Origin of the sequence: Hoyosella altamirensis (assembly GCF_014191505.1) — a bacterium.
In the GTDB taxonomy this organism is placed as follows: domain Bacteria; phylum Actinomycetota; class Actinomycetes; order Mycobacteriales; family Mycobacteriaceae; genus Hoyosella; species Hoyosella altamirensis.
In genome coordinates, this window is the sequence record NZ_JACHWS010000003.1 from 155776 (window position 1) to 169449 (window position 13674).

At 63.6% G+C, this 13674-nt stretch carries 14 protein-coding genes; 2 read left to right on the forward strand and 12 right to left on the reverse strand.

Annotated elements, in window-relative coordinates; genetic code table 11:
* Positions 1 to 30 precede the first annotated feature (30 nt).
* Positions 31 to 780, forward strand: a complete 750-nt coding sequence (locus FHU29_RS14800) for a metal-dependent transcriptional regulator (protein WP_064440592.1) — start codon at positions 31 to 33, stop codon at positions 778 to 780.
* Between the two features lie 3 nt (positions 781 to 783).
* Here FHU29_RS14800 and truB read toward each other — a convergent pair whose 3' ends face one another.
* From truB to rimP, 11 genes are all read right to left on the reverse strand, one after another.
* The gene (truB, locus tag FHU29_RS14805) at positions 784 to 1683 is read right to left on the reverse strand and encodes a tRNA pseudouridine(55) synthase TruB (RefSeq protein ID WP_064440485.1); all 900 of its coding nucleotides are present in this window, start codon (positions 1681 to 1683) and stop codon (positions 784 to 786) included.
* A complete protein-coding gene (locus tag FHU29_RS14810; protein WP_064440486.1) occupies positions 1676 to 2359 on the reverse strand; it encodes a 4'-phosphopantetheinyl transferase family protein in 684 nt (227 codons plus the stop codon). Before FHU29_RS14810 ends, truB begins: the two co-directional genes overlap by 8 nt.
* Positions 2356 to 3240: a metallophosphoesterase family protein gene (locus FHU29_RS14815; RefSeq protein WP_064440487.1), complete on the reverse strand. Its 885-nt coding sequence runs from the start codon at positions 3238 to 3240 to the stop codon at positions 2356 to 2358. Before FHU29_RS14815 ends, FHU29_RS14810 begins: the two co-directional genes overlap by 4 nt.
* A gap of 95 nt (positions 3241 to 3335) precedes the next feature.
* Positions 3336 to 4649 carry an MATE family efflux transporter gene (locus tag FHU29_RS14820; RefSeq protein WP_064440488.1) on the reverse strand — a complete coding sequence of 438 codons (1314 nt, stop codon included), beginning with the start codon at positions 4647 to 4649 and terminating at the stop codon, positions 3336 to 3338.
* A 34-nt stretch (positions 4650 to 4683) separates the two neighbouring features.
* Positions 4684 to 5679: a DHH family phosphoesterase gene (locus FHU29_RS14825; protein WP_064440593.1), complete on the reverse strand. Its 996-nt coding sequence runs from the start codon at positions 5677 to 5679 to the stop codon at positions 4684 to 4686.
* 11 nt (positions 5680 to 5690) lie between these two features.
* Positions 5691 to 6173 carry a 30S ribosome-binding factor RbfA gene (gene rbfA, locus FHU29_RS14830; protein WP_064440594.1) on the reverse strand — a complete coding sequence of 161 codons (483 nt, stop codon included), beginning with the start codon at positions 6171 to 6173 and terminating at the stop codon, positions 5691 to 5693.
* A gap of 80 nt (positions 6174 to 6253) precedes the next feature.
* Positions 6254 to 6544, reverse strand: coding sequence for a DUF503 domain-containing protein (locus FHU29_RS14835; protein ID WP_064440489.1), 291 nt, complete (start codon positions 6542 to 6544; stop codon positions 6254 to 6256).
* A 68-nt stretch (positions 6545 to 6612) separates the two neighbouring features.
* Positions 6613 to 9669, reverse strand: coding sequence for a translation initiation factor IF-2 (infB, locus tag FHU29_RS14840; RefSeq protein ID WP_074390865.1), 3057 nt, complete (start codon positions 9667 to 9669; stop codon positions 6613 to 6615).
* 185 nt (positions 9670 to 9854) lie between these two features.
* Entirely contained in the window at positions 9855 to 10199 is a 345-nt protein-coding gene (locus FHU29_RS14845; protein WP_074390866.1) for a YlxR family protein, read from the reverse strand.
* A gap of 123 nt (positions 10200 to 10322) precedes the next feature.
* Positions 10323 to 11336, reverse strand: coding sequence for a transcription termination factor NusA (nusA, locus tag FHU29_RS14850; RefSeq protein WP_064440492.1), 1014 nt, complete (start codon positions 11334 to 11336; stop codon positions 10323 to 10325).
* Complete coding sequence (gene rimP, locus FHU29_RS14855; protein ID WP_064440493.1) at positions 11333 to 11890, reverse strand: ribosome maturation factor RimP; 558 nt, start codon at positions 11888 to 11890, stop codon at positions 11333 to 11335. The genes nusA and rimP overlap by 4 nt, the downstream gene beginning before the upstream one ends.
* 111 nt (positions 11891 to 12001) lie before the next feature.
* Between rimP and FHU29_RS23725 the strand changes: the two genes are divergently transcribed.
* Positions 12002 to 12961 (forward strand): ferritin-like domain-containing protein, encoded by a 960-nt coding sequence (locus FHU29_RS23725; protein ID WP_064440494.1) that lies wholly within the window; start codon positions 12002 to 12004, stop codon positions 12959 to 12961.
* Positions 12962 to 12976: 15 nt separating this feature from the next.
* Here FHU29_RS23725 and FHU29_RS14865 read toward each other — a convergent pair whose 3' ends face one another.
* A complete protein-coding gene (locus FHU29_RS14865) occupies positions 12977 to 13666 on the reverse strand; it encodes an O-methyltransferase (RefSeq protein ID WP_064440495.1) in 690 nt (229 codons plus the stop codon).
* Positions 13667 to 13674: the final 8 nt, after the last annotated feature.

Sequence of the window (13674 nt, forward strand, 5' to 3'; positions counted from 1 at the left end):
CTCGAAAGCGTGCCCCATGAGAGAACGCAGATCGCGAAGCCGGGCGCGACTGATGGCGCTGCTTCGTCAGCGCTGCCATCGCTCACCCCCGTCGCGCAGGACTACCTCAAGACAATCTGGTCGTTCTGCGAGTGGTCCGATGAGCGGGTCAGCACCAAGATGCTCGCGGAAAAGATTGGAGTCTCCGCTTCGACTGTCTCCGAGGCGATCAAGAAGCTCGCCGAACAGGGCCTCGTGGACCACGCTCGGTACGGTTCGATCGCGCTCACCGAAAAAGGCAAGGCAGCCGCATTGTCCATGGTCCGGCGCCACAGGCTGATCGAAACCTATCTCGTTCGGGAACTCGGCTACAGCTGGGATGAAGTGCACGATGAAGCCGAAGTACTCGAACATGCCGTGTCCGAGCGCCTCATCGCCAGGATCGACGCAAAACTGGGCCACCCGAAGCGCGACCCGCACGGTGACCCGATCCCCACCGCAGACGGGTCCGTACCGGCACCCGACGCGCGCCCGCTGAGTGACTACGTCAACGGCGAAAGCGGCCGGGTCGCACGCATCTCCGATGACGACCCGCAGATGCTCCGCTACTTCGATTCAGTGGGCATCAACCTGGACAGTCATATCGAAATCGTCGAGCGGAGAGACTACGCGGGGACCGTCGCTGTCCGAATCGACCGCGCCGACACGACACTCGAACTCGGGAGCATCGCTACCAACGCCATTTGGCTGACCATCACGCAGCGCGGAGCAGCACAGAAGTCGGAGGCAGCGACAACCTAGCGCCTAGGCCAGGCCCGACGGCCGGATCACAAAAACCGGGCTCGCACGGCGTCCCCGTTCCTCAAGCAGCGCAAGCGCCTGTCCGGACTGCGCAACCGCGGCGTAAACGCCACCAATTCCAGCCGGCTCAAGCCACCTTCCATGGCGCAGCACACCTGCTTCGCTGTCCGAGATGCGGCGCACAGGGAACAATCGGGATGCCGCCGAGTCAAGCGACAGGCTCAATTTTGGGACCTCCGCGAGCTCGTCGAGAGTGAGGGCATCCGCTAGCGACAAGTCACCCACGGTCGTGCGCCGCAGCCGGGTGAGGTGCCCGCCGACTCCCAAAGCGGCTCCAAGATCACGTGCGAGCGCCCGAATGTACGTTCCGCTCGAACAATCCACCGTCACGTCAAGGTCCAGGTAGCGTCCCTCACGACGGTCTCTATGGACGGCGAACCGGCTGACGGTGACTTCGCGCGCCGCAAGGTCGACATCCTCACCGGATCGAACGATGTCATAGGCGCGCCTGCCAGCTACTTTGATCGCGCTCACCGCAGACGGAACCTGTTTGATCGTTCCCGTCAGGGCCTCGACAGCCGGGCCGTATTCGGCGGCTGTGATCATGCTTGCGTCCGCGGAGCTGGTCACCTCGCCCTCGGCGTCATCAGTACTCGTAGAGGATCCAAGTCGAATGGTCGCTTCATACGATTTCGTGCTGAGGCTCAAAAGTCCGAGCAGTTTCGTCGCGCGGTTGACGCCCAGAACGAGTACACCGGTCGCCATCGGGTCGAGAGTGCCTGCGTGGCCTACCTTACGGGTCTTGAAGATGCGCCGGCACCGGCCTACAACATCATGACTGGTAAGGCCGCCTGGTTTGTCGATGACGACCACGCCACCTAACGCATCCACAAGTTCACTCATGTGGCACCACGATAGAGGCGACGACGAGGTCCCCGTCGACGAGCCACTGTCCGCGGAGCTCCGTGAGTGGAGCCCCCGAAACCACGGTGCCATCAATCAGAATCGTGGACGTAAAGCCACCTGACCTTCCAGTGTCGTCCACACTGAAGGTGATGTGAGCGTCCTCAAAACCCAGCCAGCGCCTCGTTATCGGGAACCACGCTTTGTATGTAGTTTCCTTTGCGCAGAAAAGCAGCTTGTCGAAGTGAACGTCCGGGCCGTGCTCACGTGCGGCTGATGCCAGCCAGTCGCGCTCCGCGGCGATGCTCACACTCGGCAGCACACCCGAAGGCAATGCGCTGTGGGGTTCCGCATCAATCCCCACGGACCGGACATCGGAAAGCAAACCGACCACCGCGCTTCGATATCCCGTGCAGTGAGTCATGCTTCCGATTACTCCTTCCGGCCATGTGGGTGCCCCCCGCTCCCCCTTCAGAATCGGCATCCTGTCACCCCCGGGCACGCCCAACTGCACCATCGCACGGCGAGCAAGGTGACGGACCGTGAAGAACTCACGTTGCCTGGTGGGAACCGCGCGAGCCACAGCCGCCCGCTCCGCAGACGGAACGAAGGCACTGTCATGATCGGCGAACGCCTCAGCTGTCACCAGCGGAGCGGAAACGATTCGGTCGATCACAAGCTCTCCTCACGCCGGAAGCTCGCCGGCAACATCAATGGTGGTGGCGGGTTCTCTGGTGCGGGCAGAATCTGCCGGAGGATCGGCTTCGGCATGCCCCTCCGCTTCCACTCTGGCGGGTACCCGACCGAAACCTCTTCAAAGCGAACACCATCGTAGAACGTCCTCCGCGGGATGTGCAGATGCCCGTACACGGCGCACAGCGCGTTGTACCGCACGTGCCAATCAGCGGTGAGATCAGTTCCGCACCACAACGCGAACTCGGGGTACATGAGCATCTTGGTGGCCGCACGAACGAGGGGCCAATGGTTGATGAGCACAGTCGGCAGTTCTGGATCGAGTTCGTCGAGACGGGACTGCGTATACGCAACGCGCGCCTGGCACCAAGCGTCGCGAGTCAAGTACGGCTCGGAGCTGAGGAGGAACTCGTCAGTGGCCATCACACCACGGTCCCGTGCGACGCTCAGCGCTTCACTGCGGCTCGATGTTCCCTCAGGCCGCCACGTGTAGTCGTATAGCAAGAACATCGGGACAACGGCGACAGGACCTCCCTCTCCCTCCCACATGGGGTAGGGATCCTCGGGTGTGAGAACGCCCAGTTCCCGGCACATCCGAACCAGGTAGTTGTAGCGTGCGACGCCTTTCAACTGGCTAGGGTCGCGGGCGGTAGTCCAGAGTTCGTGGTTGCCCGGCACCCAGATCACGCGGGCGAACCGCTGCCGGATCCTGGCAAGGGCATTGCGGATGTCGTCAGTGCGCTCGGCAACATCACCTGCGACGATGATCCAGTCGTCCTTGGACTCCGGCTGAATTTCATCCAGCACGTGCCCATTGCCGCGATGGCCCACATGAATGTCGCTCACCGCGAAAACCTTCGCCACTCCGCGTCCTCCTCGTCGACGGTGCCGAATCCTATGCGGACCCTAGCGTTTCTCAACACGACGTACTGACAACCCATTCCTCACGCGCACCGGCGTCAGCGCGCTCCCCGCTCCGCACCCGCTATCGCCCAGCGCGCCGACCGCGTACGCCATACCACCGCTCCGGCCCGTAACAGAACGAACGCAGCGAGACCTGACCAGATCCCGTGGAGGCCCCACTCGAACACCAATGACAGCCAGATCAGCGGCAGGAAACCGGCAAGAGCGGCGAGCAACGTCGACGTCCGCAGGAATGCGGCATCCCCGCTGCCCAGCAGGACCCCGTCGAGCGCGAAAACCACCCCCGCGACTGGGATCATGATCACGAAGAACCACCAGATCTCCCCGATGTGGCCCAGTACACCCGGGTCTGCTGTGAATATTCCCGGAACTATCGTGCTCCCAGCTGCGAAAGCGCCCGCAAGGCCCACAGCAAAAACAATCGACCAACGCATGATCCGCCATGCCGCTGCTTTCGCAGCGACGACCACCCCAGATCCAAGCAGCGCACCAATAATCGCTTGTGCCGCGATAGCGAGTGAATCGAGAGTCAGGGCAACAAAGTTCCACAAGTGGAGTACAACCTGGTGAGCGCCCACAGCGCCCGCCCCGAATCGAGACGCCACCGCGGCGGCGGAGAGAAAGCACGCCTGAAAAGCAAGGCTGCGCAGAATCAGGTCCCTCCCGAGGATGATCTGGGCACGAATAACGCCCACATCTGGCCGGATTGGCGTTTGTGCCGGCGCCGCACGCCGCTCCGCAGCGAGCGCACCGATAAAGAACACCGCGGTGACCGACTGGCCAACTACGTTCGCAACTGCGGACCCGGGCAGCCCCAATGCCGGAAAACCGGCGAGGCCGTGGACGAGCACTGGGCAAAGCACGGCTGATGTGGCTAGGCCGGCGACGACGAACCGCAACGGCCGCATCGTATCGTGGACGCCTCGTAGCCAGCCATTGCCGGCCATGGCGATCAGAATGAGTGGTGCCCCGAAAATCCCTATGCGCAGCCAGCTTTCTGCTGCCGCCGCAATGTCAGCATCCCCGGTGAGGACGCTAAGAACCGGGCTGGCCACCGCGAACACCAGTGCCACTACCGCCATACCTGCCGCGATCCCGAGCCAGGTCGCTTGTATGCCTTCCCGAACGGCGGCAGCACGGTTGCCAGCACCGTGATAGCGCGATGCGCGCGCCGTCGTGCCGTACGTAAGGAACGTCAGCTGTGTGGTGACCTGTGCGAGTACGAGACCCCCGATCGCGAGTCCAGCAAGTGCAAGACCACCGAGTCTGCCGACAACCGCAAAGTCATACAGCAGGTAGAGCGGTTCCGCGGCGAGTACCGGCAACGCAGGTAACGCAAGGCGCAACACCGCCCGAGGTGTTGGGGGGTGAGCCTCAGGCGTTTTATCCGAGTTCACGGACGATAGCGGCGACGATGTGCTCAGCCGTGTCGTCCTCAGCGGTGAAGCCCGCTGAGCGCGCGTGCCCGCCACCTCCGAGGGCCTTCGCGACCTTGGCGACATCCACCGACTGCTTAGACCTCAGGGACACCGACCATCGGCCTGGACTAAGTTGTTTGAGGACTGCGGCAACTTCAGCCTCGCCCGTGGTGCGGACAATATCAACGACCGTCTCACGCTCATCCTCGGGCAACCCGGCCATGTCCTGAACCCGGACCACCGTGTACACCAGTCCCTGGCCATCCGCCGCGTCTGGAACGAGCTGCGCTTCGCCGAGCACCGCGGAGAGCATGGCGAGCCGACCAAACGGATGTGTATCCAGCAGCGCACGCGTGATTGCGGGTGCATCGATACCGGTTCCGAACAGACGGGCCGCGAGAAGGTGCGCCTCAGGACCGCACCAGCGAAATGAACCAGTGTCGGTCACGAGTCCCGCGTACAGGCAATGCGCGACATCGGCGTCGATCGTCTCCCCTAAGCAGTCATAGAGACGCGCGATGAGCATGCTGGTCGAATCCGCAGACGGATCGACATAGTTGATCGACCCGTACCTCGTATTCGACCGGTGGTGATCGATGACGATGGAAGTCCGCGCACCACTCATCCGGTCAGCAAGAATGCCCAGCCGGTCGGCGCTTCCGGAGTCGACGGCGACGACGACGTCGGCTTCAGCCGCGACGGCATCGGGGCTGACGAGGAGTTCCGAATGCGGCAATTCGGCGAAAACTTCAGGAAGCCCGAGCGGCTCACCGAACGAAACTTGCACGGGGACACCCCATCGCTTCAGCGCTATGGCAACCGCGAGCCCACTGCCGAGCGTGTCGGCGTCCGGAAAAACGTGGCAGAGAACCGTTGCAGTGCGCGCGCTGCGGAGCTCCTCGGCGATCCGCTCGAGCGCCTGCTGGTTGTCTGCTTCGGGGTGTGCGCCGCTACTGGCCATCACCGCTGCCACTAGTTCTGCCGATCGTCAGAGGACACGTCCACAGGTCCCTCTTCCTCTTCCTCATCATGGGTGCGATAAGGATCGGGATCGCCCGCATAGGTCGCATTTTCCCGCACCTTCGCGACTTCCTCATCGGCGGCACGCGCCTTGGCTAGTAACTCCTCCATATGACGGGCAGCGTCAGGGACGGAATCCAGCTCGAATGCCAAGGTGGGTGTGAACCGCACGCCGGTACCGGCCCCGACCCGGGTACGTAGCTGACCGCGAACTTTCTCGAGTGCGATCGCTGCGCCTTCAAGGTCCGGTTCAGTATCTAGCCGTGGCCCGCGCACCGTGTAGAACACAGTCGCATCACGCAGGTCGTTCGTCACGCGCGCATCAGTGATGGTGACAAACTCAAGACGCGGGTCTTTCACTTCATGCTCGATGGCGGTGGCGACAATGGCCATGATCCGCTTCGCGAGGCGGCGCGCACGGGGTGGGTCAGCCATGGTGACCATCCTTCCTTACTCGATCGGAACTCTGACATATCCATGAGGCACCATGCTTTAGGCCTGCACCGTTCGCGGGATCAGTCCTCCGGTCCGAGGATACGGCGTCGGACTGACAACAGTTCCAGCTCAGGTTTGGCCGCGACGTGACGTTCACACCGGTCCAGCACTTCGTGCACGTGGCCGATCTCGCCGCTCACGGCCGCAATACCGAAAATGGCACGGCGCAGCCGGTTGGCATCGCCGACCTCGCTCGCGGCGACCGCGAACTTCTTCAGCTCAGCGAGAATAGGCTTCACCTGAGAGCGCTTTTCCTTCAGCGAACGGATATCGCCGAAGAGCACGTCAATTTCCAGTGCGCCGACGTACATGACTCCCCTTTTGGCGTGACCTGAGGTGCGTGAGGGGGCACCTGAATGGTGCCCCCTCACATTGCACATCAGTCGCGCGGCTTCTCGCGCATCTCGTAGACCTCGATGACGTCGTCGACCTTGATGTCTGAGTACGAGAGGGTGAGACCACACTCGAAGCCCTCGCGGACCTCAGTGACGTCGTCTTTCTCTCGACGCAGGGTTTGGATCGACATCGTCTCAGCGACGACTGCGTTGTCTCGAAGGAGCCTCGCCTTGGCGTTGCGGCGCACGACACCTGACTGGACCATGCAGCCCGCGATGAGACCGATCTTGGACGACTTGAAGATCGCACGGATCTCCGCGCGCCCAAGCTCAACCTCTTCGTAGATCGGCTTGAGCATGCCCTTGAGAGCCTTCTCGATCTCGTCGATCGCCTGGTAGATCACCGAGTAGTACCGGATCTCCACGCCTTCGCGGTTAGCAAGCTCGGTAGCTTTACCCTCAGCCCGGACATTGAACCCGATGATGATGGCGTTCGATGCCGATGCGAGGTTGACGTTGGTCTCGGTCACGCCACCGACACCGCGGTCGATCACGCGAAGTTCGACCTCATCACCAACGTCGATGCCCAGAAGCGCCTCTTCGAGGGCCTCCACCGTTCCGGAGTTATCGCCCTTGAGGATGAGGTTCAGCTGATGAGTTTCCTTCAGTGCTGAATCGAGATCCTCGAGACTGATCCGTTTCCGGCTCTTCGCCGCCAGCGCATTGCGCTTGCGTGCGTTGCGCCGGTCAGCGATCTGCCGGGCGATTCGATCCTCGTCCACAACGAGGAGGTTGTCGCCCGCACCAGGCACAGACGTAAAGCCAATGACCTGGACGGGACGCGAAGGCAGCGCCTCGTTAACGTCGTGACCGTTCTCGTCGAGCATTCGCCGCACGCGGCCATATGCATCGCCAGCGACGATCGAGTCGCCAACACGCAACGTGCCGCGCTGGATGAGGACTGTCGCAACAGGTCCGCGGCCACGGTCGAGGTGGGCTTCGATCGCGACACCCTGTGCGGGCATGTCCGGGTTGGCCCGCAGATCCAGTGTGGCATCTGCGGTCAGGAGGACCGCTTCGAGCAGCGCGTCGATGTTGAGACCCTGCTTCGCCGAAATCTCGACGAACATGGTTTCGCCACCGTATTCCTCGGCAACAAGACCGTACTCGGTCAGCTGCTGACGAATCTTGTCCGCGTTAGCTCCCTCGACATCGATCTTGTTCACCGCGACCACGATCGGGACATCAGCGGCCTGCGCGTGGTTCACCGCTTCAACGGTCTGCGGCATCACACCGTCATCCGCCGCGACCACGAGGATTGCCACATCCGTCGCCTTGGCACCACGGGCACGCATCGCGGTGAACGCTTCGTGACCCGGGGTGTCAATAAAGGTGATGAGACGCTTGACACCTTCAAGATCGGACTCGACCTGGTAGGCACCGATGTGCTGAGTGATGCCACCGGCTTCACCTTCACGCACATTCGTCTTACGGATCGTGTCAAGCAGTCGCGTCTTACCGTGATCGACGTGACCCATGACGGTCACCACCGGCGGCCGCTGCTCGAGATCTTCTTCCTCGCCATCGTCCTCCCCATAGGAAAGATCGAAGGACTCGAGGAGTTCCCGGTCCTCGTCCTCAGGACTGACGACCTGAACGTTGTAGTTCATCTCGCCACCGAGGAGCTCGAGAATCTCGTCGCTCACCGACTGTGTTGCCGTCACCATCTCGCCGAGATGGAATAGCGCTTGCACCAAGGCTGACGGGTTCGCATCGATCTTCTCAGCGAAGTCAGCAAGTGACGCGCCACGTGCTAGCCGCACCGTCTCGCCGTTGCCCCGTGGCAAACGAACGCCGCCGACGCTGGGCGCCTGCATTGAATCGTATTCCTGGCGCTTCTGACGCTTCGACTTCCGTCCCCGGCGCGGAGCACCACCTGGACGGCCGAATGCACCTGCGGCACCGCCGCGGCCACGGCCACCCCCACCGGGGCGACCGCGGAAACCGCCCGGCGCGCCACCGGGGGCACCTCCTGGGGCGCCGCCGCCACCTGGAGCACCGGCACCCGCGGCAGGAGCGCCGCGGAATCCACCGCGACCGCCACCACCGCCGCCGCCGCCGGGACCGCCACCTGGGCGCCCCGGCCGCGCACCGGCGGCTCCACCACCTGGGCGAGGTGCCCGTGAAGGCATCTGTCCCGGAGTTGGACGCGACGGCATTGAGCCGGGACTAGGGCGTGACGGCATCTGGCCTGGAGATGGACGTGGTCCGCCCTGACCTGCTGGAGGACGACCGGTTCCGCCGGGAGCTGGCCGCCCACCGCCTGGCGCGGGACGCGCGTTCGGGCGTGACGGCATCTGGCCAGGAGTTGGCCGTGGTCCGCCCTGACCTGCTGGAGGACGACCGGTTCCGCCGGCGGGCGGCCGGGGTGCGGGCCGGCCTGCGCTCGGCGCGGGCCGCGGCGGAGGTGCGTCACTAGGAGCGCTGAACGGATTGTTCCCAACGCGCGGTGCGCGCTGGCCGCCCGGTTTAGGTGCGCCCGGTCGCGGGGCACCTGGTGCGGGAGCACCTGGCGCAGCGTCACTGGGGGCACTCGGCGCGCTGGCTGCTGGAGCCTCAGGCGCGGCGGGTGCTGAACTGGCTGCGGCGGGACGAGGCTGTCCTGGCTTGGGCCCACCGGCACTGTCGCCTGGCTTCGGCCCACTTGGTGCCGGTTTCCCGGCATCTAGTGGCGCTGCAGGCTGCACAGGTGCGGCTGCCGCAGGTGCCTCAGGGGCTGCCTTCGGCGCTGCCGCAGGTCCGGGCTTGGGACCAGGTTTGGCGGCTTCCTCACCGCTGGGCTTCGGAGCAGGCCTGGCACCGCCGGGTTTAGCCGGTTTGCCGGGCGTCTTTGCAGGCGCAGCAGATTCTTTGGGTGACGCAGCCTGAGTCGAGTACGCCTCACGCAGCCGACGGGCAACGGGGGCTTCGACGGTTGACGAGGCGGACTTGACGAACTCGCCTTGTTCTTTGAGTTTGGCCAGAAGTTCTTTACTTGTGACCGTATGTCCTGATGTGCTGAGCTCTTTCGCTAGCTCGTGCACGCGGATCTTGCCTGGCACTACTCTCCTCACTAGTGAGGCCGAGCGGTGTCAGGTTCCGCACGACCTCGGGTTATCGCGGATGGTTACTCATCGCGGGTACTTCATGGTCTGCTCATAAGTGCTCGTGCCTACCCTTCTCGCAGGTCATGCTTCATGATTCGCGCGCGCTCCAGCCGTTACAGCTGAGCTGACAGTTCAGCAGCCTAGCTGAGATGCCCGCCGCAAGTCTCCTCACTGACATGAGCGCCGCTCGCCAAAATGATGCTAGCGAGCGCTGCCACGTCAGTCTCACCCGACACTCGAAGTGCTCGACCAAACGCTCGTCGCTTCTCCGCCTTAGCCAGACACCTCGGGTCGAGGTGCAACCATGCACCCCGGCCTGGCATCCGCCGGTGCGGATCGGGAAGAACAGTGATGCGAGATGAATCGCCCCGCTGCGCCACGACCCTTAGCAGATCAGCGGCTAACGCTCGGCGCCGACACCCCACGCAAGTCCGGACCGGTGCTGCCGGTCGCGGGTACGTTTCGGAAATCGAGCGGATACTCACGTTGAACCACCCAACACTCTACCGCGAATTCAGATTGCGCGTTAACCGCCCTGGTGGCGGCACGCCATGCGTCGCTTTGAGCTGCGACGGCGTGGCGCGTTCCTGCGAACCGCCGCGCGTCAGCTATCTATTGGATTCGCCAGCAACGGAGTCACTAGCGTCGCTTCGAATGTCGATACGCCACCCGGTCAGGCGCGCCGCGAGGCGCGCGTTCTGACCTTCCTTGCCGATCGCGAGCGAGAGCTGGAAATCGGGCACAACCACCCGGGCTGCCCGCGCGGCGAGATCGACGATGGAAACGGAGACCACACGCGATGGCGACAGCGCGTTTGCGACAAACTTCGCCGGATCGTCGTCATAGTCGATGATGTCGATCTTCTCACCGGCCAGTTCGCTCATCACGTTGCGCACCCGCTGCCCCATCGGTCCGATGCATGCACCCTTCGCGTTCAGGCCGGGCACGTGCGAGCGAACCGCGATCTTTGACCGATGCCCTGCCTCGCGCGCTACCGCGACAATCTCCACTGAGCCGTCTGCGATCTCCGGGACTTCCAGTGCGAACAGCTTCCGGACGAGGTTTGGATGAGTTCGTGACAGCGATATCTGAGTACCGCGCGGGGTGCGTGAGACGCCTACGACATAGCACTTCAGGCGGACGCCGTGCTCATAACTCTCGCCTGGAACTTGCTCCGCGGACGGCAGTACGCCCTCGGTCTTGCTGATGTCGCTGCCGATCCGCACGATAACGAGCCCTCGGGCGTTCGCGCGTGTATCCCGCTGGACAACGCCGCCGACGATCTCGCCCTCATGAGTGGCGACCTCTCCGTACGTCCTATCATTCTCAGCGTCGCGGAGACGCTGCAAGATGACTTGCCGGGCCGTGGTGGCCGCGATGCGGCCGAAACCCTCAGGCGTATCGTCCCACTCTGCAACGAGGTTCCCCTCCTCGTCGTACTCACACGCAATAACGCTGACGATTCCTGTCTTACGGTCGATATCGATCCGCGCGTGCGGCTGGTGGCCCGCCGTGTGCCGATATGCCGTCAGCAACGCCGTCTGGATGGCTTCAATGACGGTGTCAACGGGGATGCCCTTGTCATCCTCGATCGCGCGCAGGGCCGAGATATCGATGTTCACTTGTTTCGCTCCTTATGTCCGCCGCCAGCTCCACCCGCACCCTGCACCCCTTGTGCGAGTTGAACCTCCCGTGGATCTGGCTCCGAGAACTCTACCTGCACGACGGCTTTCCCAATCTCCGCCAGTGCCACCACTCGGACCTGCGGACCTGGTTTACCAGGCACGACAATTTCAACGCTCTGCGGGTCCGGCTCAGGAATGAGAGCACCGACACGGCCGCGAACCGCTTTGCCGTTAACCGTCATCTGCACTTTCCGGCCCCTGGCGCGGCGCCAGTGGCGTGGCGCCGTCAGCGGACGATCAACCCCAGGCGAGGTGACTTCCAATACGTACGGCGCCTCTCCAAAGGTGTTAGCCGCATCGAGGACCTCGGAAATCTCGCGGCTCAACGTCGCCAGCGCATCAATATCCGGCCTCGAATCCGCGTCCACGACCACCGAGATCATGCTGCGTTTCCCTGCGGGAGCGACACGAACCTCTTCGAGGTCAAGTCCGCGCCGCTCCACATGGGGAGCCACAATTCCGACCACGTCTTCCCGGGACGGCACCGGCATGTATGCACCCTTCGCCTCGATGTTGATGTTTCGCGCGTTCCAGCGTCACGTGAGCATCCTCGCACCCCGTGGCCACCTAGCTTAACGCGCCAGTGATGGCAGGATGATCGTGTGCACGACGCAGAGGAGTTCCCCGGCCTGTCTCGCCGAGCTGTTTTCCAGGTCACAGCATTACTCCTGGCGGGCGCCGTCATCCCCGGTTGCGCCACCGAGATCAGCGAGCCCGAGCCAGACCCCCTCATCGCGCAGCGTGAACTCGCCTTGCGCGACGCTCGCGCGGCAGCGGCGCAGGATTTTTCTGACACCGAGTGGGCCGCCGCCGTCGCTGACCAGCGTGCGGCACACGCGACTGCTCTCGATACGGAAATCCGTCGGCTTGCGCGGCCCAGCACCGATACCGCTGAAACTGAATCCGGCGACGGCGAGCCCGATGGCGGAGCCGCGCCCGTCAGCACCACCGAACTTGAGGCGTACCTGGAGGACAGCTCCCGTTCGGCGCGCGATGCAGTGTCGGCCCTTATTGGCTACAGGGCTGGGCTGCTGAGTTCAGTAAGCGCGAATTGTGCGACATATTTCGCTCTTGCCACTGAGCAGTCTCCGCCCGCTGCGTCAGTGCCGGATGCCCTCGCCATCGCCGGCGATCCAGGGTTGGATTCGCTGCGCACGGCACTCGAACGCGAGCACGCGGCAGTATTCAGCTACGGGGTTGTGGCTGCGTTCAGCCTTTCCGAGCGGCGCGAGTTCACTGCGGCCGGGGCCGAGGAGCACCGCGCACGTCGCGACGCTGTGTCGGGGCTGCTTGCTCGCGCTGGCGGCGAGATACCGTTGGCTGCCCCTGCTTACGAGCTCCCCGTGAATGTGGACTCACCAGTGACCGCGGCGGAACTGGCGGTCTTTGCGGAGCAGGAGTGCGCGGCAGCCTGGCGTGCCGTGACTGAACGGGCTGACAACGGCGATTTGCGGGAGTTCAGCGTTGGCGCGCTCACCGAGTGCGCGCTGCGCACCGCACGGTGGCGCGGTGTGCTCGGTGCCGCGCCCATTCCGGATCCCTTTCCTGGCGAGCTGGTCTAGTAGCTTCCAGCGTGCCTACGTGACGAGTGCAATGGCGAAACCATCCCATCCCTTGGATCCCACTGTCTGAATCGCGGTAGCCGTGAGCCGCGGATGTCGCCCGATCGCTTCGAGACCGCGTCGCACTCCTATCGCGGCCGCGTCAGCAGAGTCCGGATTGAGGATGGCACCGTGCCACACCGCGTTGTCCAGTATCAAAACCGCACCTGGCCGCGCGAGTTCGACAGCGGCATCGATGTAGGCCGGAATGTTCTCTTTATCGGCGTCGATAAAGATGAGATCGAACGGTTCCGCACCAGAGCTCCTGAGATCGGCCAGCGTGTCGAGCGCTGGACCCACCCTGATTTCAGCTCGATCAATGAGTCCAGCTGCTGTGATGCTCTCGGCAGCCACCTCCGCGTGGCGCGCTTCCAGTTCGAGCGAGACAACGGTGCCACCCGGCTGAATACCGCTGGCCAGCCAAATCGTGCTGTAGCCGCCCAGGGTCCCAATCTCTAGCACCCGTCGGGCGTGCGTCATCTGCACGAGAAGCTCCAGGAGCTTGCCGTGGTTCGGCATCACCTCGATGCGGGGCATCCCCGCGTCGTCAGCGCGCTCGATGGCCGCACGGCGGCTGCTCGCTTCCGGAACCAGTGTTTCGGTCAGGAACTCCTCGACAGCGTCGAAGTCCGTCTGCGTACCCGGAGGATGATCGTTAATCGCCATAGCCCGAT